The sequence below is a fragment of the Luteibacter sp. 22Crub2.1 genome, assembly GCF_900167995.1.
GTDB classification, from domain to species: Bacteria; Pseudomonadota; Gammaproteobacteria; order Xanthomonadales; family Rhodanobacteraceae; genus Luteibacter; species Luteibacter mycovicinus.
Map to the genome: position 1 here is coordinate 1 of NZ_FUYT01000012.1, position 23,155 is coordinate 23,155.

Annotated in this window: 26 protein-coding genes; 8 read left to right on the forward strand and 18 right to left on the reverse strand. The window is 65.1% G+C overall.

Annotation, left to right across the window (positions count from 1 at the left end; all coding sequences use genetic code 11):
- The coding region (locus B5X73_RS13380; protein ID WP_139382785.1) for an IS3 family transposase at positions 1–217 on the forward strand (217 nt) is incomplete at its 5' end.
- 70 nt (positions 218–287) lie between these two features.
- On the opposite strand, the gene rplS is transcribed toward B5X73_RS13380, so the two are convergent.
- The 5 genes from rplS to ffh all read right to left on the reverse strand — a co-directional run bounded on the left by rplS (position 288) and on the right by ffh (position 3,751).
- Positions 288–692 (reverse strand): 50S ribosomal protein L19, encoded by a 405-nt coding sequence (gene rplS, locus B5X73_RS13385; RefSeq protein ID WP_036111719.1) that lies wholly within the window; start codon positions 690–692, stop codon positions 288–290.
- Positions 693–702: 10 nt separating this feature from the next.
- Positions 703–1,485: a tRNA (guanosine(37)-N1)-methyltransferase TrmD gene (gene trmD, locus B5X73_RS13390; RefSeq protein ID WP_036111718.1), complete on the reverse strand. Its 783-nt coding sequence runs from the start codon at positions 1,483–1,485 to the stop codon at positions 703–705.
- Between the two features lie 17 nt (positions 1,486–1,502).
- Positions 1,503–2,018: a ribosome maturation factor RimM gene (gene rimM, locus B5X73_RS13395; RefSeq protein ID WP_036111715.1), complete on the reverse strand. Its 516-nt coding sequence runs from the start codon at positions 2,016–2,018 to the stop codon at positions 1,503–1,505.
- Positions 2,018–2,269: a 30S ribosomal protein S16 gene (gene rpsP / locus B5X73_RS13400; protein WP_036111712.1), complete on the reverse strand. Its 252-nt coding sequence runs from the start codon at positions 2,267–2,269 to the stop codon at positions 2,018–2,020. The genes rimM and rpsP overlap by 1 nt, the downstream gene beginning before the upstream one ends.
- Before the next feature lie 99 nt (positions 2,270–2,368).
- The gene (gene ffh / locus B5X73_RS13405) at positions 2,369–3,751 is read right to left on the reverse strand and encodes a signal recognition particle protein (protein ID WP_036111710.1); all 1,383 of its coding nucleotides are present in this window, start codon (positions 3,749–3,751) and stop codon (positions 2,369–2,371) included.
- 128 nt (positions 3,752–3,879) lie between these two features.
- Between ffh and ccsA the strand changes: the two genes are divergently transcribed.
- Positions 3,880–4,677 carry a cytochrome C assembly family protein gene (ccsA, locus tag B5X73_RS13410; protein ID WP_036111707.1) on the forward strand — a complete coding sequence of 266 codons (798 nt, stop codon included), beginning with the start codon at positions 3,880–3,882 and terminating at the stop codon, positions 4,675–4,677.
- Between the two features lie 27 nt (positions 4,678–4,704).
- Here ccsA and radA read toward each other — a convergent pair whose 3' ends face one another.
- From radA to B5X73_RS13460, 10 genes are all read right to left on the reverse strand, one after another.
- The gene (radA, locus tag B5X73_RS13415; protein ID WP_079522097.1) at positions 4,705–6,099 is read right to left on the reverse strand and encodes a DNA repair protein RadA; all 1,395 of its coding nucleotides are present in this window, start codon (positions 6,097–6,099) and stop codon (positions 4,705–4,707) included.
- 78 nt (positions 6,100–6,177) lie between these two features.
- Positions 6,178–7,266: an alanine racemase gene (gene alr, locus B5X73_RS13420; protein ID WP_079522098.1), complete on the reverse strand. Its 1,089-nt coding sequence runs from the start codon at positions 7,264–7,266 to the stop codon at positions 6,178–6,180.
- A 95-nt stretch (positions 7,267–7,361) separates the two neighbouring features.
- The gene (locus tag B5X73_RS13425; protein ID WP_036111700.1) at positions 7,362–8,330 is read right to left on the reverse strand and encodes a CsgG/HfaB family protein; all 969 of its coding nucleotides are present in this window, start codon (positions 8,328–8,330) and stop codon (positions 7,362–7,364) included.
- 157 nt (positions 8,331–8,487) lie between these two features.
- Positions 8,488–9,225, reverse strand: coding sequence for an SGNH/GDSL hydrolase family protein (locus B5X73_RS13430; protein WP_254857295.1), 738 nt, complete (start codon positions 9,223–9,225; stop codon positions 8,488–8,490).
- Between the two features lie 62 nt (positions 9,226–9,287).
- The gene (locus tag B5X73_RS13435; protein ID WP_036111694.1) at positions 9,288–10,718 is read right to left on the reverse strand and encodes a replicative DNA helicase; all 1,431 of its coding nucleotides are present in this window, start codon (positions 10,716–10,718) and stop codon (positions 9,288–9,290) included.
- A gap of 120 nt (positions 10,719–10,838) precedes the next feature.
- Positions 10,839–12,065 carry an alginate export family protein gene (locus tag B5X73_RS13440; RefSeq protein ID WP_139382786.1) on the reverse strand — a complete coding sequence of 409 codons (1,227 nt, stop codon included), beginning with the start codon at positions 12,063–12,065 and terminating at the stop codon, positions 10,839–10,841.
- A 395-nt stretch (positions 12,066–12,460) separates the two neighbouring features.
- The gene (gene rplI / locus B5X73_RS13445) at positions 12,461–12,907 is read right to left on the reverse strand and encodes a 50S ribosomal protein L9 (RefSeq protein ID WP_036111689.1); all 447 of its coding nucleotides are present in this window, start codon (positions 12,905–12,907) and stop codon (positions 12,461–12,463) included.
- 78 nt (positions 12,908–12,985) lie between these two features.
- A complete protein-coding gene (gene rpsR / locus B5X73_RS13450; protein WP_029214018.1) occupies positions 12,986–13,216 on the reverse strand; it encodes a 30S ribosomal protein S18 in 231 nt (76 codons plus the stop codon).
- 15 nt (positions 13,217–13,231) lie between these two features.
- The gene (gene rpsF, locus B5X73_RS13455; protein WP_036111682.1) at positions 13,232–13,654 is read right to left on the reverse strand and encodes a 30S ribosomal protein S6; all 423 of its coding nucleotides are present in this window, start codon (positions 13,652–13,654) and stop codon (positions 13,232–13,234) included.
- 161 nt (positions 13,655–13,815) lie between these two features.
- Positions 13,816–14,142: a HesB/IscA family protein gene (locus B5X73_RS13460; protein WP_079522100.1), complete on the reverse strand. Its 327-nt coding sequence runs from the start codon at positions 14,140–14,142 to the stop codon at positions 13,816–13,818.
- Between the two features lie 124 nt (positions 14,143–14,266).
- Here B5X73_RS13460 and asnS point away from each other — a divergent pair, with 124 nt between their 5' ends.
- Genes asnS through B5X73_RS13490 form a run of 6 tightly spaced genes read left to right on the forward strand, consistent with a single transcriptional unit; the run spans position 14,267 to position 19,531 of the window.
- On the forward strand, positions 14,267–15,670 hold the full coding sequence (gene asnS / locus B5X73_RS13465; protein ID WP_079522101.1) for an asparagine--tRNA ligase: 1,404 nt from the start codon (positions 14,267–14,269) through the stop codon (positions 15,668–15,670).
- Positions 15,671–15,690: 20 nt separating this feature from the next.
- Complete coding sequence (locus B5X73_RS13470; RefSeq protein WP_079522102.1) at positions 15,691–16,503, forward strand: MalM family protein; 813 nt, start codon at positions 15,691–15,693, stop codon at positions 16,501–16,503.
- Between the two features lie 7 nt (positions 16,504–16,510).
- Complete coding sequence (locus B5X73_RS13475; protein WP_036111675.1) at positions 16,511–16,843, forward strand: hypothetical protein; 333 nt, start codon at positions 16,511–16,513, stop codon at positions 16,841–16,843.
- A 28-nt stretch (positions 16,844–16,871) separates the two neighbouring features.
- Positions 16,872–17,660, forward strand: a complete 789-nt coding sequence (locus B5X73_RS13480) for an SDR family oxidoreductase (protein WP_079522103.1) — start codon at positions 16,872–16,874, stop codon at positions 17,658–17,660.
- Positions 17,661–17,667: 7 nt separating this feature from the next.
- A complete protein-coding gene (locus tag B5X73_RS13485) occupies positions 17,668–19,119 on the forward strand; it encodes an aldehyde dehydrogenase (protein WP_079522104.1) in 1,452 nt (483 codons plus the stop codon).
- Positions 19,109–19,531, forward strand: a complete 423-nt coding sequence (locus B5X73_RS13490) for a RidA family protein (protein ID WP_079522105.1) — start codon at positions 19,109–19,111, stop codon at positions 19,529–19,531. The genes B5X73_RS13485 and B5X73_RS13490 overlap by 11 nt, the downstream gene beginning before the upstream one ends.
- A 16-nt stretch (positions 19,532–19,547) precedes the next feature.
- Here the strand turns inward: B5X73_RS13490 and hutG are convergent, their stop codons facing one another.
- The 3 genes from hutG to B5X73_RS13505 form a co-directional block, all read right to left on the reverse strand.
- Positions 19,548–20,342, reverse strand: a complete 795-nt coding sequence (gene hutG, locus B5X73_RS13495) for an N-formylglutamate deformylase (protein WP_079522106.1) — start codon at positions 20,340–20,342, stop codon at positions 19,548–19,550.
- A 16-nt stretch (positions 20,343–20,358) separates the two neighbouring features.
- On the reverse strand, positions 20,359–21,720 hold the full coding sequence (gorA, locus tag B5X73_RS13500; protein WP_217699777.1) for a glutathione-disulfide reductase: 1,362 nt from the start codon (positions 21,718–21,720) through the stop codon (positions 20,359–20,361).
- Positions 21,721–21,787: 67 nt separating this feature from the next.
- Positions 21,788–23,047 carry an NAD(P)/FAD-dependent oxidoreductase gene (locus B5X73_RS13505; RefSeq protein ID WP_079522107.1) on the reverse strand — a complete coding sequence of 420 codons (1,260 nt, stop codon included), beginning with the start codon at positions 23,045–23,047 and terminating at the stop codon, positions 21,788–21,790.
- Positions 23,048–23,155: the final 108 nt, after the last annotated feature.

Genomic DNA, 23,155 nt, shown 5'->3' on the forward strand with positions numbered 1-23,155 from the left:
CATGTCGCGCAAGGGTAACTGTCTTGATAACGCAGCGATGGAGAGCTTTTTTGGCACGCTGAAGGCCGAATACTTCCATCTCAACCAGTTCGATAGCGTCGAAGAGCTCAAGCGCGGCATCGACGACTACATCCACTATTACAATCACGAACGCATCAAGCTGAAACTAGAAGGCCTGAGTCCGGTGCAATACCGGACCCAGGCCTTGAGTGCCTAGCTCAAACTGTCCAACTTCTTGGGGTCAGTTCATCGCTCGCGGGCTTTTTCGTGTGCCTTGCGGCAGCCGATTACTCGGCGGCGGCAGCGGCGGCAGCGGCCTTCTTGGCGACCTTCGCAGCGGCGGCGGCGGCGATGTCTTCCTTGATGCGGGCAGCCTTACCTTCGAGACCACGCAGGTAGTACAGCTTGGCGCCGCGGACCTTACCCTTGCGCTTCACTTCGACCGAGTCGATGGCGCGGCTATGCGACTGGAACACGCGCTCCACGCCGGTGCCGTGCGAGATCTTGCGCACGGTGAAGGCGGAGTGCAGGCCGCGGCTGCGCTTGGCGATGACGATACCTTCGAACGCCTGTACGCGCTCGCGGTTACCTTCCTTCACCTTGACGTTGACGATCACGGTGTCGCCAGGACCGAAATCCGGCAGCTGGCGGGTGATCTGCTCGGCTTCGAACTGTTGGAGGAGTTTGTTCATGGCACACCTGTCAATTTTTGTTACGGCGGTCGTTTCCGGCCGCACCGTTTGGCCGTTCGTATTCACGGCGGAATTCATCAAGCAATGCCCTCGATTCATCATCGAGCGCACGCTGCGTTAGCAGATCCGGCCGGCGCAGCCAGGTACGACCCAGCGACTGTTTTCGACGCCAGCGGCGAATAGCCGCGTGATCGCCGGAAAGCAGCACCTCCGGCACGCCGCCCCAGGCATCGTGATGCTCGGGACGGGTGTAATGCGGGCAATCCAGCAGACCATCCGAGAAGGAGTCCTGCTGGGCGGATTGCGCGTCGTTCAACGCACCTTCCTGAAGACGACCCACCGCGTCGATAACCACCGCTGCGGCAAGCTCCCCGCCAGACAGCACATAATCGCCGATTGAAAGCTCTTCGTCGACCTCGTGCTCCAGCAGGCGTTCGTCCACGCCCTCGTAACGTCCGCAGATCAGGGCGATTCGCGGCATGTTTGCCAGCGCCTCGGTCCTCTTCTGCGTCAGCCGCGCACCTTGCGGGCTGAGATAAATCACGTGCACCGGTTCCGGTGCCGCCTCACGAACCGCTGCGAGCGCCGCTCGCAGAGGGTCGATCAGCATCACCATGCCCGGCCCACCGCCAAAAGGGCGGCCGTCCACGGTGCGATGCCTGTCGGGAGCGAAATCGCGAGGGTTCCAGGTTTCCACCTGTAACAACTCGCGTTGCTGCGCCCTTCCGACCACCCCGACCGCGGCCGACTGGCGGACGAAATCGGGAAACAACGAAACCACATCGATACGCATGACCTGGATTCGTCGCCTTAGAACTCGGGGTCCCAGTCCACCACGATGCGGGCGCTGTCGAAATCGATAGCGTGCACGTAAGGGCCCTGGACGAACGGAATCAGGCGTTCCTTGTCACCATCCTTCACCACCATGACGTCGTTGGCGCCGGTGGCGAACAGATGATTCACCCGACCGAGAACGACGTTTTCCGTGGTAACGACCTCGAGGCCTTCAAGGTCGGTCCAGTAGAACTCGCCCGGAGCGGGAGGCGGCAGCACATCGCGCGAGACCGTGATCTCACAACCGATGAGGGCTGTCGCCTGATCGCGATCCTCGACGCCCGGAAGGCTGGCCACGAGACCTTTGCCCTGCGCGCGTCCACGGACTCCGCCGATTTCCTTTTCCACACCCGGCGCGGTGAGCAGCCATGGCTGGTAGCGGAAGATCTGGATGCGGGGCTCGGTCCAGCTTTCGAGCTTGACCTGGCCCTGCACACCGTAGAGCCCGACAATGCGCCCCAGACGGACGCGCTTACCGGACTCCGTCGACATCAAGCAGCCAGCTTGCCGGCTTCCTTCACGAGGGCACGGACCTTGTCGGTCAGCTGCGCACCCTTGCCGACCCAGGCCTGGACCTTGGCGACGTCGAGCTCGAGACGCTTATCAGCGCCCGAAGCGACCGGGTTGTAGTAGCCGACACGCTCGATGTTACGGCCGTCGCGCGGGCTGCGCTGGTCGGTCACAACGATGTGATAAAACGGACGGCCCTTGGCGCCACCGCGCGAAAGACGAATCTTAACCATATTACGAGCTCCAGAATGCCGTGTGCCGGCAAGGCGCGCGCGAGAAGCGGGCGCGGTAAACCCGGCATTTTAGCGAAAGTTGTAGAAAATGGAAGGGGTTTAGCGCATCGGCGGCAAACCGCCGCCCATACCGCCCATACCCTTCATCGCCCCACGCATCTGACGGAGGAGACCCTTGCTGCCGCCCTTGGACAGCTTGGACATCATCTTTTCCATCTGCATGTACTGCTTCAGCAGGCGGTTGACGTCCGCCGGCTGCGTGCCCGAACCACGCGCCACACGGGCTTTGCGCGATCCGTTCAGGAGATCGGGGTGCCGACGCTCCTTCTTCGTCATCGAGCCGATGATAGCGACCATGCGCTTCAGCTCGTTGTCGTTGACCTTGGACTTGACGCTGTCCGGGATGTTGCCCATGCCGGGCAGTTTGTCCATGAGACCGGCCAGGCCGCCCATGTTCGACATCTGCTCGAGCTGGTCGCGCATGTCGTTCAGATCGAAACGCTTGCCCTTGATGACCTTCTCGGCCAGCTTCTGGGCTTTCTCCTGGTCGACCTTGCGCTCGACTTCCTCGACCAGCGACAGGACGTCGCCCATGCCGAGGATGCGCTGCGCGAGGCGATCGGGATGGAACGGCTCGAGGGCGTCGGACTTCTCGCCCGCACCGAGGAACTTGATCGGGCGACCCGTGATGTAGCGCACCGACAGGGCTGCGCCGCCACGGGCGTCACCGTCCGTTTTGGTCAGGATCACACCGGTCAGCGGCAGGGCGTCGGAGAACGCCTTGGCCACATTGGCCGCATCCTGACCGGTCATCGAGTCGACCACGAACAGGGTCTCGATGGGGTTCAGGGCACCGTGCAGCGCCTTGATCTCGTCCATCATCGCGTCGTCGATATGCAGACGGCCCGCGGTATCGACCAGCAGCACGTCCATCACTTCGCGACGGGCGGCGGCAACCGCGGCCTTCGCGATATCGACCGGATTCTGGCCGGCTTCCGACGGGAAGAAGGTGACGTCGACCTGCTCGGCCAGCGTGCGCAGCTGCTCGATGGCGGCGGGACGATACACGTCGCAGCTGACCACCATGACGCGCTTCTTCTTCCGCTCCCTGAGGAAACGGGCCAGCTTGCCGACCGTGGTGGTCTTACCCGCACCCTGCAGACCGGCCATCAGAACGATGGCGGGAGGCGTGGCGGCGAGGTTCAGCTCGGTGTTGGCCTGACCCATGACCGCGGTCAGCTCGTCGCTGACGACCTTGATCAGCGCCTGGCCCGGCGACAGGCTCTTCAGCACGTCCTGGCCGACGGCGCGGACCTTGACTCGCTCGATCAGCGCCTTCACCACCGGCAGGGCCACGTCGGCCTCGAGCAGGGCGATGCGGACTTCGCGCAGGGTTTCGCGAATGTTTTCCTCGGTCAGCCGGCCGCGACCACGCAGGCGGTTGACGGTATCGGAGAGGCGATTACTGAGCGATTCGAACATGGCGAGTCGGGTCGGCGATGCTGTAAACGACGAATTATAGCTGACGCGGGACGCGCAAAGGGCTTGGGCGAGCAAATGCCACTGTGTCGCATTCACGACCCCGGGCGGCTATGCCACACTCCGCAGTCATGATCGTCACCGCCCTTACGCTGGCCGCCATCGCCCTCTACCTGTCCGCCGCCGGTGTCCTCGCGCGGCCACTGGTCACGGGCGGGCAGCCGCTCGCCCGTGCGGGCGCCCTGCTGGCGACCGTCGCCGCCCTTGCCCACGGCGCCGTCCTGCTCAGTGCCCACCGCGGCACGCTGGATCTGCATTTCTTCGCCGCCCTGTCGCTGGTCGCCTGGATCGCCTCGGCACTGACGCTGGCGGTCAACCTGTCCCGGCCGGTCGCGGGGCTGGGCATCCTGATCTTCCCGCTCTCCGCGATCTTCCTGGCGGTCGACACGTTTCTGGCGCCTCACACCGCGCCCGGCATCATGACCTGGCAGATCGAGCTGCACGTCACCATCGCCGTGCTGGCCTTCGGCATCCTGTCGATCGCCGCCGCCCTGGCCATCCTGCTGGCGATTCAGGAGCGCGCACTGCGCCGGAGCAAGTTCGGCCACTGGCTGCGCGCCCTGCCCCCGCTCACGCTGACCGAAGTACTGCTGTTCCGTCTGATCGCGGTCGGCTTCGTGCTGCTCACGCTGACTCTGGTGACCGGCGCCCTGTTCGTCGGCGACCTGTTCGGGCAGCACCTCGTCCATAAGACGGTGCTCTCGATCATCGCCTGGATCGTCTTCGGGGTCCTGCTCTGGGGACGGTGGCGCTACGGCTGGCGCGGCATTCGTGCCGTGTACTGGACGCTGGCCGGCATGGCGTTCCTGCTGCTGGCATTCTTCGGCACCAAGGCGGTGCTGGAGCTCATCCTGCACCGCACGGCATAAGCGCGCGCGTCCTTGCGCCCTTGCGGCTTACGCGTCCCGGCTCGCGTCCAGGGCCTGTGACAACCGCTCGACCCCGATGACTTCCATGTCGCCAACGCGACCACGCCTGGGCGCGTTGGCGGCCGGCACGATGGCACGACGAAAACCGTGCGTCGCCGCTTCCTTCAGCCGCTCCTCGCCATTGGGCACCGGGCGGATCTCACCGGACAGACCGACTTCACCAAAGGCGATGGTCTTTTCGGGCAGGGGACGATCGCGCAGGCTGGACAGCACCGCCATGATCACCGGAACATCGGATGCCGTCTCCTGAACACGAATACCGCCAACCACGTTGACGAAGACGTCCTGGTCATATGCCGCCACACCGCCGTGGCGATGAAGGACGGCGAGCAACATGGCCAGACGGTTCTGCTCCAGCCCCAGCACCACGCGCCGGGGGTTACCCAGTGACGACTGATCGACCAGCGCCTGGACCTCGACCAGCAACGGCCGTGTGCCTTCGCGGGTCACCATGACCGCACTGCCGGGCGTGGGGCCCGCATGGGCGGAAAGAAAAATGGCCGAGGGGTTCGGGACTTCGCGCAGACCTTTCTCGGACATGGCGAACACGCCCAGCTCGTTGACGGCGCCGAAGCGGTTCTTGAACGCGCGCAGCACACGGAAACGGCTGCCCGACTCGCCCTCGAAATACAGGACGGCGTCGACCATATGCTCAAGCACGCGCGGTCCGGCGATGCCGCCCTCTTTCGTCACATGACCGACCAGAAAGACCGAGGTGCCGGTTTCCTTGGCGAAGCGCGTGAGCTTGGCGGCGGACTCGCGCACCTGGCTGACGGACCCCGGTGCGGCGGTGAGCATCTCGGTCCAGATCGTCTGGATCGAGTCGATCACCAGGACGCGCGGCCGCGCAGTCACCGCCTGCTCGAGAATCCGCTCGATGCAGGTTTCCGCCAGCGCATGCAAAGGCGCCAGCGGCAAATCGAGGCGCTGTGCGCGGCTCGCCACCTGACTCAGCGATTCTTCGCCCGTGACATACAGGCTTGGCAACACGGCACCCAGCGTGCCGAGCATCTGCAGCAGCAGGGTCGACTTGCCGATCCCCGGATCGCCGCCGATAAGCACCACCGAGCCATCGACCAGACCGCCGCCGAGCACGCGATCGAGCTCGCCTATGCCGGTATTCGTGCGGGCTTCGGCCGTCAGCAGGACCTCGGTGAGTGGCGTGATCCTCGGCGCGCCCGCGGCGTCCCCCGCATAACCGCCGCGCCGGGCACCCGGCGATGACACCGCCGCGGGCTTGGCGGGCTGCACGACGAATTCGGTGAGGACGTTCCATTCGTTGCATTCAGCGCACTGGCCCTGCCATTTGCTGTGCTCGGCACCGCACTGGGTGCACACGTAAGCGGTCTTGGCCTTGGCCATCGTCGGGAAATTCCGTGAAGTGGATGAGGCTGTATCGCACAGCGCTGTCGCAGGGACCGATACGCGGGTGACGCTCGCTCAGGTTTCGTCTTCGACGAACAGTACGCGACGGGTCATGCCACAGGTCAGGTCATACGAGATGGTACCCGCCGACGCCGCCACCGTCTCGACCGGAAGCCCCTCACCCCACAACGTCACGCGGTCGCCGGTACGCGCTTCGGGTATGCCGCGCAGGTCGATCGTGATGAGGTCCATGGAGACCCGGCCGATCAGCGGCGCCAGGCGGCCATGGATCGACACCGGCGTGCCGGGGGCGGCACTGCGTGGATAACCATCCCCGTAGCCGATGGCGGCCACGCCGACCGGCATGTCTTCAGGGCACTCGAAGGTGCCGTTGTAGCCGACACGCTCCCCCTTTGCGAGGCGATTGATCGCTACGAGACGGGTGGCGAGGGTCATGACGGGACGGAAGCCGAAATCGCTACCGGATTTGCCCTCGACCACGGACAGTCCGTAGAGCAGGCCGCCCGTGCGAACCCAGTCGGCGCGCGCATCCGGCCAGCCGAGCACCGCGGCGGAGTTGGACAACGCTCGCGGGCCGTGGAGTCCTTCGGTCGCCGCGCGGAACCGGGCGATCTGCAGGGCGGTCTCGCGCCCCTCGAATTCCTCCGACGAGGCGAAATGCGTCATCAGTCCCAGTTCGGGGTCGATGGCTGGCATGGCCGACAGAGCGGCATGCACCTCACGTGCACGCACCGGATCGAAACCGAGCCGGTGCATGCCCGTGTCGACCTTGATCCAGACCCGCAGCGGACCTCGCGAAGGATCGGCCTTCGCCAGCCAGGGCAGCTGGGCATCGTGATGGATCAGCGCGTCCAGCCGGAGGCGCTGCATTTCCGCGATATCGGACGAGGTGTCGGGGCCGGAGAGAACGACGATGCGCTGCCGGTGACCGGCCGCGCGAAGCCGCAGACCATCCGCAATGGCCGCGACCGCAAAGGCCTCGGCTTCGCCGTCCAGTGCGCGGGCCACGCGCTCGAGGCCATGCCCATACGCGTCGGCCTTCACCACCGCCATGACTTTCGCGGTACCCGCCAGTGCCCGCACGCGTGCGAGGTTATGGCGCAAGGCACCGAGATGGATGGTGGCGACGGTGGTACGGCTCATGGGCTTGAATGCGGCAACGCTGACGAAGAAGACTGCCCAGTCTAGCCGGATCGACCGGGCAGCCGTGTGGCGCGAGGGTGGCGGTTACCGGCCGGTCAGCGCGCCAGGTCGAAGTTTTCCGAAGAGATCCAGCCACGGTTGCCGTGCTCGTCCTCGACCTCCCAGATGACTCCGACCTTGTCGCCCGTCGGATAGACCGTCATGCCGGGCTCGAGCGAGCGCACGGCCTTGCCCTTCATGCTGGAGGTGGCGAACATGCGCGTCGCCACGCGAACCGTGCCGGACTGCCGCACATTCGCTGCGGACGCGTTGCCAGGCATGCCGCCCATTTCGTTGACCAGCTTGGTGTAGGCATCGAGGTAGGCCATGGTGATGACCTGGCCGATCGTGGTGTTGGCGTAGCCACCGATGCCGGCGCCGCCCATACCCTGACTGCCGAAGAACGAGCCGCGGGCCCCGAGGCCGATGTCATTCTTCTCGCCATGGCCTTCCGCCATCGCGACCTGCTCGGACGAGCGCACATCGGTGACGGTGAGCACCACGTCCGACGTTTTGGAACTGATGTTGATGGAACCGACGAGGCGCCCGGCACCGCCCCCGATCAGACCACCCGCCAGCGCTCCCAGCGCGCTGCCGCCGGCATTGCCATTGGCCGAAACCAGATCGGGGACCATGACATAGTCCGCCGCCTTGACCTGCCCCTTGCCGACGTTGGCGCCACCACGGAGTTCACCTCCGGCCGCAAGCGCACGCTCGCGCATCGCCGCGCTCATGCCCGTGCCGCGATCCACCAGTGTGAAGCAGCCGGACTTATTGACGAACACCTTGATGAGTTTGGTCGGCGACGGCAGCTGCTGCTGCGTCCACCAGTGCACGTCACCCTCGGGCTCGAGCACCGAGATGCTTCCGAGCTTGCGTGCGCATTTGGGAATGGCGGCGACCTTCGCTTCGTGCTCCTTCTGGGTTTTGGCGACGAGCGGGTTGGTGGCGGCGCACGCGGAAAGCGTAAGGGTGAGGCCAAGCGCAAGCGACGCCACACCGGCGTGCCTGAAGGTAATTTCCATGATGGATTCTGTCCTGATGCGTCCGGCCCTGAACGACCTTGACCCTGCCCGGACGCACGCGGGAAAAGGCCGTCGAATGAGCGGACGATGCTAGCGATCAGGCAGACATGCGTCTGTTGGGCGTTGTCCTAAAATGCTGTAGGAATTTGCCAACGCGTTAATCAGTCGCCGCCGCCAAAGCGGCATCGACGGCTTTCTGAGCAAGCGGCGCCATCACGGCGTAGCCCTTCGCGTTCGGATGCAACCCATCGTCCGTCAAGTCGACCTTCAGGGCGCCCGCGCCGTCCGACATCGCTGGCGCGTAATCGAGCAACACGAGATGCTCCGCTCCCGCGTACTGACGGATCCATGCATTCAGGGCGAGAATCGCCGAGGGCGGCCGGCGCACCGTCTGATCCTTGATGACCGCATCGCTGACGGGCAGCAACGAAGCGAGGACGACATGGATACCATGCGCCCGTGCCAGCTCGGTCATCGACGACAGATTGTCCTCGATCATGCCCAGCGACGACGCTCCGGTGTTACCCGCGATGTCGTTCGTCCCGGCGAGGATCACAACGACCGCCGGCTTCAGGGCGATCACGTCGGCGCGAAAGCGAACCAGCATCTGCGCCGTCGTCTGGCCGCTGATCCCGCGGTTGATGTAGCCACGCCCCGGGAAGAACTCGCCGATGGGCCGGCCCCAGAAATCGGTGATCGAGTCGCCGAAGAAGATGACGCGCTTCTCCCCGGCCCGGGGCGGCGGATAGGTTGCGTTGTCCTTCGCGAACCGCGCCAGCAGCGGCCAGTCGTTGAGGCGCTGCTCGATGTCGGCGCGCTGGTCGGCCGTGGGGTGGTCGGGCAGCGCGATACGTTCGGCCGCCGACACGTCGGTGGCGAGCATGAGCAGCGACATTCCCCAGAACCTGAGCCTCATGACCCCATCCCCGACGCATGAAAGACAACCAAAGCAACAAGCTAGTCGAACGACCCCACGTAGGATTCCGGCGTCCAGTTCTCGAACTTGGTGTAGTGACCGAGGAAGGCCAGTTTCACCGTGTCCGTCGGACCGTTACGCTGCTTGCCGATGATGATTTCGGCCAGGCCCTTATCGGGCGATTCCTTGTTGTAGTACTCGTCGCGGTAGATGAACATGATGACGTCGGCATCCTGCTCGATAGCGCCGGACTCGCGAAGATCGGACATCATCGGACGCTTGTCGGCGCGCTGCTCCAATGAACGGTTCAGCTGCGACAGCGCGATCACCGGCACATTGAGTTCCTTCGCCAGCGCCTTGAGGCCGCGGGAAATTTCCGAGATCTCCGTCGCGCGGTTTTCGCTGTTGCCGGGCACCTGCATCAGCTGCAGGTAATCGATCACGATGAGGCCCAGCCCGTGTTCGCGCTGCAGACGACGCGAACGCGAGCGCATTTCCACCGGCGACATGGCTGGCGTGTCGTCGATGAAGATCTTCGCATCGGAGAGCATGGTGATCGCCGACGTGACGCGCGGCCAGTCTTCTTCGGCCAGATCGCCGTTTCGCAGGTGCTGCGCGTGCACGCGACCGAGCGACGAGATCAGACGGAAGGCCAGCTGTGAGGCCGACATTTCCATCGAGAACACCGCCACGGCCTTCTTGCCGCGCATCGCCGCCGCTTCGGCGAGGTTGAGTGCGAACGCCGTCTTACCCATCGACGGACGAGCCGCGATGATGACCAGGTCGGACGGCTGCAAGCCCGAGGTCAGTTCGTCGAGATCGGTAAAGCCGGTGGACAGACCGGTGAGCTGGCCGCGCTTTTCATAGCGCTCTGTCAGCATGCGGAAGGCCTCACCCACGGCTTCGCGTACGGAGACGATGTCTTTCTTACCGCGCGCGCCCGATTCCGCGATACGGAACACGCGCTGCTCGGCGAGTTCCATCACCTCCTGAACGCTTTTGCCTTCGGGACGGAAACCGTCCTCGGTGATCGACGTACCCGCGTCGATCAGCATGCGCAGTACCGACTTTTCGCGCACGATATCGCCATAAGCGGCGATATTGGCTGCGCTGGGCGTGGAGTTGGCCAGTTCCATCAGGTAGCTGGCACCACCGACCATCTCGGCCATTTCGTTGGCGACGAACCAGTCGCCCAGCGTGATGGCGTCGCAGGGCATGCCCTTGTTGGCCAGCTCGTTGATGGCGCGCCAGATCAGACGATGGTCCTTGCGGTAGAAGTCGTCGTCGGTCAGCTTATCGGCCACCTTGTCCAGCGAGTCCGGAGACAACATCAGGCCGCCCAGGACGGCCTGTTCCGCCTCGATGGAGTGCGGCGGGATGCGAAGGGACTCGAAAGCGCTGGGCTCGCGCTCGCGGCGGCGCTTGCGGTCGCCGCGCTCACCGCGCTCGCCACGCTCTGGGTTGAAGGACATCGTTTACCTCGTCATGCCGTCGGCTGATGACCCGGGCCCGGGTCGCCGTGACGCCATGATACGCGCCCCGGTCGCAAACCTTGAGAGGATAAGTCTGTGGATAACTTGTGGGTTATCCCATCAGCGCGGCGCCTGGCCGAATCGGTATTCGCCAATGAACCACAGTTTTCGCTCATCGACGCCGTGGGATGAGGCACGGTAATCGCCGTATTGGATGTCCAGCGTCAGGCCCCTGGCCAGCCCTACCAGCACGCCCGCATCCAGTTCACGGCCCAGCAGCGCACCGCCCTTCTCTGCCCGGAAATGCCGCGACGTGACCTGCCAGCTTATCTTGCGGCCCGCATCGACGCTGCCGAGGACACCGACGTAGCGTTCGCGTAAGCCGGTGCGGGGAATGCGGAAAGCCACCACCCAGCCGTTGAAGGCGCGAGCCGCGCCGTAGGCGACGTTGACCGCGTTGCGCCCGTTGCCGTCAAGCTTCTCCTCACCGGCGCGCCCGGAAAGTGCTGGCAGGCCGTAGCTCACTTCGAACAGGTGATAGCCGAGGCTGAACCGCGCGGGGTTATTCGCGTAGTCGTACTGGCGGGCCACGTCCACGGTCCAGCCCAGTTTCGCCGCGCTGGCAGCGGGCTGGTAGGAGCCCGTCCAGCGGGCGCCGGCCGTCTTCGTCGAGTTGGCCGCCACCGTGTCGTTGCGGATGAAATAGCCGTAGGCGGCCAGCTTACCCACCGGCAACGCCTGATCCAGGTGCAGCAGGTGCGCTGCGAGCTTCCACCGACGCTGATCACGGTCGTGAAAATCGAACCCAGGCGTACGGTTCGCGCGGCCCAGCCAGAAGTAGCGCAGGTCGGCTCCCTGCCACGCTTTCCAGGACAGCTGCACACCGTCGTAGGATTGCAGGTTCTGCCGCCATGGGTTGTTGCTTATGAAACGGCCGGCATCGAGAAGCACGTACTGACGTCCGGCGCGCAAGGCGAACGCGTCGTCGCGATACTCCGCCCACGCATTGGACACGCCGGTGGAGGCGGGATCCGCTTCGGTTGGATAGGGGGTGATACGGGCCGAGCCATCATCGTATTGCTGACCGAACAGCGCCCACGTGCGGGTGCCTTCGCCGTAGACGCTCCAGCCGCTGCCGATCACCCAGTGATAGCCAAGCTGCGTGCGCAACGTGTTGGCGTGACCTCGCTTAGGCGCACCGTCGGAATGGAGATTGCTGTAACGGTAGCGTGCCTCGATGTAGGGCGCGCTTTCCGCCTCTGTCGGCGCATCGGCAGCCCAGGCCGACATTCCCATGATCGAACCGCCAGCCACGCCCATGCATGACCGCCACCACCACTTGCCCATGACCGCTCGCTTGCTGACTGCGCAAAGGGCGTGACTTTAGGTGGGGAGTTGGCGGGAGCCAATGGGAGGTGGACGGGGTTTGGCGGAAGCCGCTCTGGGTGGGGCTTTGGCTGGGGCGGGCGGACGCTCGACGATGACGGATGCTGCGTTGGCTTGTGAGATGTTACGCAAATTGAGGGTTGCCGCTTCGCCGCTTCGTTGGCTGTCGCCAGCAGGGCTGGCTCCTACAGGAGCGCGGAAGGACTGGCGCCTGCCGGAGCACGGAACGGCGGCTCCTGCCGGGGCACGGAAGGGCTGGCTCCTGCCGGAGCGCGGCATGACCGAGTCCATCGGCGCGAGGCAAAAAAAACGGGCGCCACAAGGGCGCCCGCTTCGGTGTTGCCGGTAGCCGGTGCTTACGCGCCGACGACCTTGACCTTGACCGTCTGCTGGATATCGGCGTGGAGCACGATGGTGACATCGTATTCGCCGGTATTGCGGAACGGGCCTTCGGCCTGGATCACTTCGCTCTTGTCGACTTCGTAGCCCTTGGCGACGAATGCCTCGGCCACGTCACGCGGGGTCACCGAGCCGAACAGCTTGCCTTCCGGCGAAGCGTTGACTTCGATGGTGACTTCCGCGCCGTCGAGCTTGGCGGCACGACCCTCGGCGCCGGCCAGCTGTTCCTTCGCCTTGGCTTCGTACTCGGCACGACGTGCTTCGAACGCTTCGAGGTTGGCGGCGGTCGCGCGAGCGGCCTTGCCGGTCGGGAGGAGGAAGTTACGACCGTAACCCGGCTTGACGCTGACCTTGTCGCCGAGGTTGCCGAGGTTCTTCACCTTCTCGAGGAGAATGAGTTCCATAAATATTCCTTACTTTCGTTAGCACGGGTTGGGCCCCATGCAGCCAGGACGGTTGTCCGAAATGAGACGCCTGAAAAATCAGACGTCGTGGTTGTCGGTGTACGGCAGCAGCGAGAGGAAGCGAGCGCGCTTGATCGCGGTCGCCAGCTGACGCTGGTAGCGGGCCTTCGTGCCGGTGATGCGGCTCGGGACGATCTTGCCGTTCTCGGTCACGTACTGACGCAGGGTGTTGAGATCCTTGTAATCGATCTCTTTCACGCCTTCAGCGGTGAAGCGGCAGAACTTACGGCGGCGGAAGAACTTGGACATGTCTGTGATCCCCGATTAGTCGTCGCTGTCGCGATCGTTGTCGTTGTCGCGACCACCACGGCGGTCGTCGCCGTCGCTGTCGTCGTCACGGCGACGCGAACCCTTCTGCTCATCCTTTTCCTTGCTCTTCAGGATGAAGGACGGCTCGGTGTCGGCTTCGTCGCGGCGGACCACGAGGTGGCGCAGGACGGCGTCGTTGAAACGGAAGCCCGTCTCGAGCTCGTTCAGGGCGTTCTGCGAAACCTCGATGTTCAGCATCACGTAGTGAGCCTTGGCGAGGTTGGCGATCGGGTAAGCCAGCTGACGGCGGCCCCAGTCTTCCAGACGGTGGATCGTGCCGTTGTCGCCTTCGATCAGCGCCTTGTAGCGCTCGATCATGGCGGGCACCTGTTCGCTCTGGTCCGGATGGACCAGGAACACGACTTCGTAATGACGCATGGTGACTCCTTGTGGATGCACCCCTTCCGGGGATGGCAGCCTCCCGCGACGTGCGGTGAGGCAAGAAGACCCTCCTTTGGGGAGAGCCAGCCGCGCATTGTAAGGAGATTTGGGAGGTTATCGCAAGCGGCGGCGCAGCCGCCGCTGGGCAGGAGCGGGGCTTACGAGACGGTGAAGCTTTCGCCACAGCCGCATTCGCCGGTGGCGTTGGGGTTGTGGAAGACGAAGGAGGCGTTCAGGCCCTGACGCTGAAAGTCGATCAGGGTGCCGTCGACCAGGGGCAGGCTCTTCGGGTCGACCACGACGCGGATCCCGTCGATATCGAGCACCTGATCCTCGTCGGCGATAGCGCCGGCCAGGTCGACCACGTAGCCGAAGCCCGAGCAGCCCATTCGCTTGACGGAAAAACGCACGCCCGCGGCCTCAGGGGCCCTGGACAGGAAGGCGCGCATGCGGTCGGAGGCGGCGGGAGTGATCTGGATGCTCATGAAATCGTTTTATTACCGTGATATACCCGGGAACGGTGCCGTTCACGTGACCCTTACATTATCATGCAAGGTCGCGTCCCACGCGCCCTCCTTATGTGCGGCGCCTTTTCTGGAGTTTCAATCGATGACGGTGGTAAGCGTCAAGCAGGCCCTCGCCGGCGGTACGACCGCAGGCGAACACGAAGTCACGGTCCGCGGCTGGGTGCGCACCCTCCGCGAGTCCAAGGGTGGCCTCTCCTTCGTTAACGTGAGCGATGGCTCCTGCTTCGCCCCCATCCAGGTGGTCGCCACCTCCGATCTCGCCAACTACGAGACCGACGTGAAGCACCTCTCCGCCGGCGCCGGCGTGATCGCCACCGGCAAGCTCGTGCCTTCGCAAGGCAAGGGCCAGGCGTTCGAGATCCAGGCCACCCGCATCGAGGTCACCGGTTTCGTCGAGAACCCGCTCACCTACCCGATCCAGCCCAAGCAGCACTCGATGGAGTTCCTGCGCGAGGTCGCCCACCTGCGCCCGCGCACCAACCTGTTCGGGGCCGTCACCCGCGTCCGCCACACCATGATGATGGCGATCCACCGGATCCTGACGGAGCAGGGCTTCTTCTGGATCAACACGCCGATCATCACCACCTCCGACGCCGAAGGCGCCGGCGACATGTTCCGCCTTTCCACGCTCGACCTGGCCAACCTGCCGCGCGACGACAAGGGCGGGATCGACTGGAAGAAGGACTTCTTCGGTCGCGAGGCCTTCCTCACCGTGTCCGGCCAGCTCAACGTCGAAGGCTATGCCATGGCGATGAGCAAGGTGTACACGTTCGGCCCCACCTTCCGCGCCGAAAACTCCAACACCACGCGCCACCTGGCCGAGTTCTGGATGGTCGAGCCCGAAGTGGCCTTCGCCGACCTGAACGACAACGCCGATCTGGCCGAGCTGTTCCTCAAGGGCATCTTCAAGGCCGTGCTGGACGAGCGCCAGGACGACATGGCGTTCTTCGCCGAACGCGTGCAGCCGGACGCCATCACGCGCCTGGAAGCGTTCATCGCCAAGCCGTTCGAGCGCATCCAGTACACCGAGGCCGTCGAGATCCTGCAGAAGTCCGGAAAAAAATTCGAACACCCGGTCGCCTGGGGTATCGACCTGCAGACCGAGCACGAGCGCTACCTCGCCGAGGAACATATCGGCCGTCCCGTGGTCGTCATGAACTACCCCGAAGAGATCAAGGCGTTCTACATGCGCCTCAACGACGACGGCAAGACCGTGGCGGCGATGGACGTCCTCGCACCCGGCATCGGCGAGATCATCGGCGGTGCTCAGCGCGAGGAACGCCTGGACTACCTCGACCGCCGCATGGACCAGTTCAAGCTCGATAAGGACACCTACAACTGGTACCGCGACCTGCGCCGATACGGCACCGTGCCGCATGCCGGCTTCGGTCTGGGCTTCGAGCGCCTGCTGGTCTACGTCTGCGGTCTGGCCAACATCCGTGACGCCATCCCCTACCCTCGCGCGGCAGGGAGCGCCGAGTTCTGATCATTCCCCGACTGAAGACCATGCCCCCACACGTCGTACGTCCCCTGTTGATCGCCGTGGCCCTGCTGGGCCTCGCCGCCTGCCATACGATGGGCGCGATCGTGCCGCCGAACTTCCGTCCGCCGGAAAAAACGACGGCCGCGATCGACGCCGCACGCAAGTCGCTCGAAGACGCCTCGCCGTGCTGTGGCAGCTTCGCCGACCTCTCCTACCAGGACATGCTGCCCTGGCAGCCGCAGCGGTTCGAACTGACGAAGGACAGCCCGGTCGCCAATCTCAACGGCGACCGCAGCTACTTCCTCGCGTTCCGCCTGCCGGCGGGCGCGCAGATGCCGTACACGATCGCGCTGAAAGCCGAACTCAACGGACGCTGGCTCAGCTCCAGCTACCTCTTCGCCCCGACCATGGTGGTGCTGGACGATGCCTTCCAGCCGCTGCACGCGGAAGACATCCAGCTCTGCGAGTACATGGGCTGGACCAACGAGACGACGGGCGCCTTCGGCAAGTTCAAGGTCGAAGACGACAAGGCGCGCTACCTGGTCGTGTATTCGTCGGCCAAGCAGCAGAAGAGCCAGACCTACTGGGAGCAGTCGCCCAGCAGCTTCTCGGCGGAAGCGCCCGTCAAGATGAGCTCGGCGGGAAGCTTCAAGATCCCGCACGGCCCGGACGGCGTGCTGTTCCTGGGCATGCAGAACGATACGTACAAGAAGGCGATCGGCAACGCCGTCTGCTCGAAAGCGTCGCAGGGTAACGGTGTCATCTCGACCATTCGCAACGTGGTGACCACCGATCTTCTCGGCACCGACGCGAAGAAGAAAGACAAGGACAGCTGACCCGACCATGCAGACCGCGGTTCTCTTCTATCTTCTTCTCTTGCTGGGCGCCGTCGCGTTCTTCGTCCTGCACATCGTTGCGCAGTGGCGCTTCACGGCGACACTGCGCAAGCGCTATCCGGACCAGTGGAAAACCATCGTCGAGGCCGACTCCGGTCGCCCGAACGGCTTGTCCAACTGGCTGCGCGTGCGCCGCGTCCTGCGCTCGGACGCTCCTGCCCTGTTCAACGATGATCAGCTCAACCGCTGGCAGGCCTTGTGGCGACGTGCCCCCTGGCTCGCGTGGCCGTGCTGGTTGGCCGCGATGGCGTTACAGTGGTGGGCGATGAAGCAACACTGATTCCGTCCACCCGCCGCAGGGAGTTCGCATGGATCTTCGCCTCACCGGTCGACACGCGCTGATCTGCGGCGCATCGCAAGGCATCGGCCGCGCCACCGCCTTCGAGCTGGCCGAACTGGGCGCCAGCGTCACCCTCTTATCCCGCTCCGCGGATGCGCTCGCCGCCCTCGCCCGCGAGCTGCCCGCCCGGCATGCCGGCCAGTCCCACGACCACCTCGCCGTCGACATGCTCGACACCGCCGGCCTGACCACGGCTATCGCGCGAGTGGTCAGCCTGCATGCCGTGCATGTCGTGGTGAATAACAGTGGCGGGCCACCGCCAGGTCCCGCATGGTCCGCCGCGCCGGACGACTACCTGACGGCCTTTCGCCAGCACGTGCTGGCGGCCCAGGTCATTACCCAGGCCTGTCTGCCCGGCATGCGCGAGGCGCACTACGGCCGCGTGATCAATGTCGTCTCCACCTCGGTCAAGGCGCCGATCCCGAACCTGGGCGTGTCCAATACCGTACGTGCCGCCACGGCCGGCTGGGCCAAGACGCTCGCATCGGAAGTGGCCGCCGACGGCATCACGGTGAACAACGTGCTGCCGGGCTATACGCGCACCTCGCGCACCGAGGAACTGATCGAGGCCAGGCGCGGGAACGGTCGCAGCCGCGAGGACGTGGAGCGCGATCTGCTCGCCAGCGTTCCCGCGGCGCGCTTCGGCGAACCGGCCGAGGTGGCCGCCGCGATCGCCTTCCTGGCCAGTCCGGCCGCCGGCTACGTCAATGGCGTGAGCCTGGCTGTCGACGGCGGGCGCACCCGAAACCTCAACTGAGGCAGCCATGATCGTTCTCGCCAACCTCATCGACGGGAAGGCACGCGCGCCGCGAGGCGATCGCTATCTCGACGTCATCGACCCGGCCACGAGCCACGTCTTTGCCCGGTGCCCCGATTCCGATGCGGCCGACGTCGCGGACGCCGTGAGCGCCGCCTCACGGGCCGCCGCCGGATGGGCGTCGACCCCGGCCGACGCGCGCGCCGCGTGCCTGTCCCGTCTCGCCGATCGGATCGAAGCGCGCCTCGCCGCCTTCGCCGCGGCGGAGTCGCAGGACAGCGGCAAGCCGCTCGCTCTCGCACACACGCTGGATATCCCTCGTGCGATCGCCAACCTTCGTTTCTTCGCGGCCGCCGCGACGCAATGGAGCAGCGAGTCGCACGCGATGGAGCGCGGCGCCATCAATTACACGCTACGGCTTCCCCTGGGCGTCGTCGGCTGCATCAGTCCGTGGAATCTTCCGCTCTATCTGTTCACGTGGAAGATCGCCCCCGCGCTGGCCGCCGGCAACACCGTGGTGGCCAAGCCTTCGGAAGTGACGCCGTATACCGCATGGCTGCTCGGCACACTGGCCTGCGACGCGGGCTTCCCGCCTGGCGTCCTCAACATCGTCCACGGGACGGGGCCCGCTGTCGGCGAGGCGGTCGTCACGCACGAGGGCGTCAAGGCCGTCTCGTTCACGGGCAGCACGCGCACGGGTATCGCTATCGCCTCCGCGGCGGCGGCGCAGCTCAAGAAGGTGTCGCTGGAGCTCGGCGGCAAGAATCCCACTGTCGTCTTCGACGATTTCGATTTTTCCGACGCGGCGATGAGCACGATCGTCCGTTCGGGCTTCGCGAACCAGGGTGAAATCTGCCTCTGCGGATCGCGCCTGCTGGTGCAGCGAAGCATCTACGAGCGTTTTCGCTCGACCTATCTGGAGCGTGTCGGCGCACTGCGTACCGGCGATCCAAACGACGCGACGAGCGATCTCGGCGCGCTGGTCTCGCGGGCGCACTTCGACAAGGTCATGGGATGCATCGAACGTGCGCACCAGGAAGGCGGACGTCTGCTGACAGGAGGAGAGCGCGTGCAGGTGGACGGTCGCTGCGCAGAGGGCTGGTTCGTCGCACCCACGGTCATCGAAGGGCTGGCGCCGGAGGCGGCGACCAATCAGGACGAAATCTTCGGCCCGGTCGTCACGCTGATCCCCTTCGACAGCGAGGACGACGCCCTGGCGATCGCCAACGGTACGCCTTACGGGCTGGCCGCCTCGGTGTGGACGCGGGATGTCTCGCGGGCACACCGGTTTTCGGCGCGCCTGCGGTTCGGCATCGTCTGGGTCAACTGCTGGATGCTGCGCGACCTGCGCACGCCTTTCGGCGGCTCGGGTCAGTCGGGTATCGGCCGCGAAGGCGGCGTCGAAGCCATGCGTTTTTTCACCGAGGCCAGAAATGTCTGCATCGACCATGGGTCATGACGTCATCCGTGTCGGGGGCGCACCGAAGCCCGTCGGCGCTTATCCGCACGCCCGGCGGGTGGGCTCGCTGCTGTTCCTCTCAGGCATCGGCCCGCGTGTACCCGCGGACAATTCGATTCCCGGCAACGTGGTCGATGCGGACGGAACGCTCGTCAGCCACGACATCGAAGCGCAGTGCCGCCAGGTATTCGCCAATGTTCGCGCGGTGCTCGAAGCCAGCGGCGCCCGGTTCGAGGACCTGGTCGATGTGACGGTTTACCTGACCGATATGGCGGGCGATTTTGAAGCGTATAACCGGCTTTACGCGGAGGCGTTCGCGGGGGTGGATGCGTGCCGCACCACCGTGGAGGTGAATGCGTTGCCTACGGCGATCGCGATCGAGCTGAAGTGTGTGGCCGCGTTCGCTTCGTAGGCTTTCGCCAGAACGCTCAGGAAACCGCGGGAACCGACGCCAGACACACCTTCAGCATGTCGCCGATCAACGCCTGCACCCCGGCCGCCTTCCTGGGCAGATACTCGAACGACTCCTCGTCCATGTAGTTGATCTGCGACAGCTCGAGCTGGATCGCGTCGATACCCTTGTCCGGTCGTCCGTAATGACGGGTGATATGCCCGCCCTTGAAGCGCCCGTTGACGGCAAAGCTGTAGTCGCCCTGCCCCTCGAGCACGCCGACCAGCGCCTCCTGCAACCCGGGCGAGCAACTGGCGCCATCCGCCGTACCGATATTGAAATCCGGCAGGCGCCCGTCGAACAGCATCGGCACTTCACTGCGGATCGAATGGCCTTCCCACAGCACGACACGTCCAAACTGCTTGCGCAGGCGGGCGATCTCGTCGCCCAGCGCCTGGTGGTACGGTTTCCACCAACGCGTCACGCGATCGGCGATCTCGGCCGCGTCGGGCTCGGCACCCGGCCGGTAGATCGGGCTGCCGTCGAACATGACCGTCGGCGCCAGCCCGGTCTCGGCCTTCCCGGGATACAGGGCATGCCCGTCGGAGGGACGGTTGAGATCGACCACGTAGCGGGACGCGAAAGGCTTGATGACGCTGGCGCCCATGCTCCGGGCGAAGTCATAAAGCTCGGCCACGTGCCAGTCGGTGTCCACCGAACGGCGTGCCCGGCGCTTCATGCGGGCGCCGATATCGTCGGGAATGGCGCTGCCGTTGTGCGGCAGGCTGATCAGGAGCGGCGCGTTGCCGCGATGAAGGGTGTACGGAATCATGGGCTCAGTGTAGCGCTCAACCGGGCACGCGATCGCCCATGGTCACCATCTCTTCGGCCGATGTCGGATGCACGGCCAGGGTGGCGTCGAAATCCTCCTTGGTGGCACCCATCTTGATGGCCACGGCGAAGCCCTGGAGGATCTCGTCCACGCCGGGGCCCAGCATCTGCATGCCGACGATGCGCGAGTCTTCGCCGGTGCAGATCAGCTTGAAGCGGACCTTCATCGGTCGCTGCGCCAGCGCGAGCTGCATGGGCACGAATGATTGCTTGTACAGGTGCACGTCCGCGCCATAGGCCTCCCGGGCCTGTTCCTCGGACATGCCGACGGTGCCCAGTGGCGGATGCGAGAACACGACGGTAGGAACGTTCCGGTAGTCGAGCCGCGCGTTCGGTTTGCCTCCGAACAACCGGTCGGCCAGCTTGCGCCCGGCGGACACGGCCACCGGGGTCAGCGCCAGCCGCTGAGTCACGTCGCCCACCGCATAGATCCCGGGCACGTTGGTGTTCTGAAAATCGTCGACTTCGATGTGACCCTCGTCATCGGTCGCCAGACCGATGGAGCCGATATCGAGCGACTCGGTATTCGCCTCGCGACCCACCGCCCAGACCAGCAGATCGTACGGACCGGGATGACTGCCCTTGTCGCAGTCGAGCAAAAGGACGCCGTCCTTTTCATGCACGGCGTCGATCTGGCACGTGTAATGGATACCGATGCCATGCTTCTGCATCTCCTCACCCAGCTGGTACGAGATTTCCTCATCGAAGCCACTCATCAGCCTCCCGCGGACGAACAGGTCCACCTCGCTGCCCAGGGCGCGAAGCACACCCGCGAGCTCGACGGCGACATAGCCACCGCCGACGATCGCCGTGCGTTTCGGGCATTCGCGCAGCTGGAAGAACCCGTCCGATGTCACACCGAGGTCGAAGCCGGGCTTATCGAGCTTCTTCGGTGTCGAGCCTGTGGCGATAACGATGTGCGGCGCGGTGAGTTCCCGTTCGCCCGCGCGGACGCGATCCGGCGCGACGAAGCGTGCGCGCTCGTGGACCAGCGTGACGTGTGCCTTGTCGAGCGACTGACGGTAACTGGCGTGGATATGCTCGATATAGTCATCGCGTCGGTCGATGAAGCGAGGCCAGTCGAGACTGCCGGGCCTCTCATGGAAGCCGTAGTCCACAGCGATGTACTGGGCCTCGGACATCTGCGCCGCGTACCACATGGCCTTTTTGGGCACGCAGCCCGCGTTGACGCACGTGCCGCCCAGCTCCGACGGTTCTACGAGCGCCACCTTCACGCCATGTTTCGCCGCGCGTATCGCCGCCGCGAGGCCGCCCGATCCGCCGCCGATCACGATGAGGTCGAAGGCTTCCACAGTCATAAGAGCTTCCAGATATCAAATGGGGAGGCTAACGCCGCGCGAGTGAAGCCGACGACTGCGCGGCGGTTCACAGGTCGAAACGCGAGGGCGCATAGGGTGTCGGATCGAGTGACGGCGCCGGTCCGGAGAGGAGGTTCGCCACCAGCTCGCCCGTGGCGGCCGACATGCTGATTCCGAGCATGCCGTGCCCCGTGGCGTAAACCAGATTGGACCAGCGCGAACTCGGACCGATGATCGGCAGCTCGTCGACGCTCATGGGCCGCCAGCCCCACCAGGGTGTCACTTCACCGCGTCCTTCAGGCTCGCGCAGGTAGGCGGCCGCGCCACGACGCAGCGCGTCGATGCGAACCGGATTGAGCCCTTCGTCGAAGCCCGAAAACTCCATGGTGCTACCGAGCCGGAAGCCGGTCGCCCAGGGGGTGACGCACACCGCCGCCTCACGTAGCACGAGCGAATGCGTGGGCGACTGCGCGGGCGGCGTGTCCCAGGTCAGCGAGTATCCCTTGCCGGGCTGCATCGGCAGACGGATATCGAGCAGTCTGCCGAGCAACGGCGACCACGCGCCCAGCGCCATCACCACGCGATCCGCGTAGAAAACACCACGCGTGGTCCTGACGTGTGAAATGCGGGCCCCATCGAAGCCGAACTCGTCCACGCGCGCGCCCGTCTCGATCGCGCCACCGAGTTCGCGCACGCGCCGTGCGAGTTCGGCGACGAAGCGGTCGGGTCGCAGACGCGCATCGCCCGGATGCAGCAGGCCACCCACCACGCCGTCACGCAGGGAAGGCTCCAGCGCGAGTACGTCGTCGCCCAACAGCACGCGGACGTCCATGCCCAGGCGCCGCAGCAGTTCCACATGGGGCCGGTCCGCCTGCACGCTCCGCTCGTGGCGATAGACATAGAGTTCGCCGACCTCCTCGAACTCGCAGGCCATTCCCTCGCTCCCGACCAGATCGGCCAGCAGCGCGCGAGATCGGGCCAGAATGGCGCCACGCGCTTCCCCGGCCTGCTGATAGTCGCGCCACGTGCAGCGCCGCGCGAAGCCCAGCAGCCACCGCGCGCGCGCGATGTCCGGCCGGGGGCTCACGTACAGCGGCGCATCGCGGTGCCAGAGCGAGCGCAACGCGGTGCCGACCATGCCCGGCATGGTCAGAGGGCCCGCATGGCTGGGGGTGATCGTGCCGCAGTTGCCGTGGGAGCTGCCATTACCCGGCAGACCCTGTTCCAGCACCCGCACGCTGGCGCCAGCCTTCAGCAGGTACAGCGCGCAGGCCAGGCCGATCACGCCGCCGCCCATGACCAGCACATCGCTTCGGGATCTATCCATGCACGTAGTTTAACGGTGTGAATGGCCGCGGCCGGCCTGTCCGGGAGATAAACTCGTGCGCTTTAACAGGTATTCCCTGTAAGCCATTGGTTTTGCTAGTCTGACTCA

Excerpts from the sequence above, each read along its gene's own strand:
- rplS (WP_036111719.1), bottom strand. The coding sequence starts at position 692 with ATGAACAAACTCCTCCAACAGTTCGAAGCCGAGCAGATCACCCGCCAG.
- trmD (WP_036111718.1), bottom strand. The coding sequence starts at position 1,485 with ATGCGTATCGATGTGGTTTCGTTGTTTCCCGATTTCGTCCGCCAGTCG.
- rimM (WP_036111715.1), bottom strand. The coding sequence starts at position 2,018 with ATGTCGACGGAGTCCGGTAAGCGCGTCCGTCTGGGGCGCATTGTCGGG.
- rpsP (WP_036111712.1), bottom strand. The coding sequence starts at position 2,269 with ATGGTTAAGATTCGTCTTTCGCGCGGTGGCGCCAAGGGCCGTCCGTTT.
- ffh (WP_036111710.1), bottom strand. The coding sequence starts at position 3,751 with ATGTTCGAATCGCTCAGTAATCGCCTCTCCGATACCGTCAACCGCCTG.
- ccsA (WP_036111707.1), top strand. The coding sequence starts at position 3,880 with ATGATCGTCACCGCCCTTACGCTGGCCGCCATCGCCCTCTACCTGTCC.
- radA (WP_079522097.1), bottom strand. The coding sequence starts at position 6,099 with ATGGCCAAGGCCAAGACCGCTTACGTGTGCACCCAGTGCGGTGCCGAG.
- alr (WP_079522098.1), bottom strand. The coding sequence starts at position 7,266 with ATGAGCCGTACCACCGTCGCCACCATCCATCTCGGTGCCTTGCGCCAT.
- B5X73_RS13425 (WP_036111700.1), bottom strand. The coding sequence starts at position 8,330 with ATGGAAATTACCTTCAGGCACGCCGGTGTGGCGTCGCTTGCGCTTGGC.
- B5X73_RS13430 (WP_254857295.1), bottom strand. The coding sequence starts at position 9,225 with ATGTCGCTGCTCATGCTCGCCACCGACGTGTCGGCGGCCGAACGTATC.
- B5X73_RS13435 (WP_036111694.1), bottom strand. The coding sequence starts at position 10,718 with ATGTCCTTCAACCCAGAGCGTGGCGAGCGCGGTGAGCGCGGCGACCGC.
- B5X73_RS13440 (WP_139382786.1), bottom strand. The coding sequence starts at position 12,065 with ATGGGCAAGTGGTGGTGGCGGTCATGCATGGGCGTGGCTGGCGGTTCG.
- rplI (WP_036111689.1), bottom strand. The coding sequence starts at position 12,907 with ATGGAACTCATTCTCCTCGAGAAGGTGAAGAACCTCGGCAACCTCGGC.
- rpsR (WP_029214018.1), bottom strand. The coding sequence starts at position 13,216 with ATGTCCAAGTTCTTCCGCCGCCGTAAGTTCTGCCGCTTCACCGCTGAA.
- rpsF (WP_036111682.1), bottom strand. The coding sequence starts at position 13,654 with ATGCGTCATTACGAAGTCGTGTTCCTGGTCCATCCGGACCAGAGCGAA.
- B5X73_RS13460 (WP_079522100.1), bottom strand. The coding sequence starts at position 14,142 with ATGAGCATCCAGATCACTCCCGCCGCCTCCGACCGCATGCGCGCCTTC.
- asnS (WP_079522101.1), top strand. The coding sequence starts at position 14,267 with ATGACGGTGGTAAGCGTCAAGCAGGCCCTCGCCGGCGGTACGACCGCA.
- B5X73_RS13470 (WP_079522102.1), top strand. The coding sequence starts at position 15,691 with ATGCCCCCACACGTCGTACGTCCCCTGTTGATCGCCGTGGCCCTGCTG.
- B5X73_RS13475 (WP_036111675.1), top strand. The coding sequence starts at position 16,511 with ATGCAGACCGCGGTTCTCTTCTATCTTCTTCTCTTGCTGGGCGCCGTC.
- B5X73_RS13480 (WP_079522103.1), top strand. The coding sequence starts at position 16,872 with ATGGATCTTCGCCTCACCGGTCGACACGCGCTGATCTGCGGCGCATCG.
- B5X73_RS13485 (WP_079522104.1), top strand. The coding sequence starts at position 17,668 with ATGATCGTTCTCGCCAACCTCATCGACGGGAAGGCACGCGCGCCGCGA.
- B5X73_RS13490 (WP_079522105.1), top strand. The coding sequence starts at position 19,109 with ATGGGTCATGACGTCATCCGTGTCGGGGGCGCACCGAAGCCCGTCGGC.
- hutG (WP_079522106.1), bottom strand. The coding sequence starts at position 20,342 with ATGATTCCGTACACCCTTCATCGCGGCAACGCGCCGCTCCTGATCAGC.
- gorA (WP_217699777.1), bottom strand. The coding sequence starts at position 21,720 with ATGACTGTGGAAGCCTTCGACCTCATCGTGATCGGCGGCGGATCGGGC.
- B5X73_RS13505 (WP_079522107.1), bottom strand. The coding sequence starts at position 23,047 with ATGGATAGATCCCGAAGCGATGTGCTGGTCATGGGCGGCGGCGTGATC.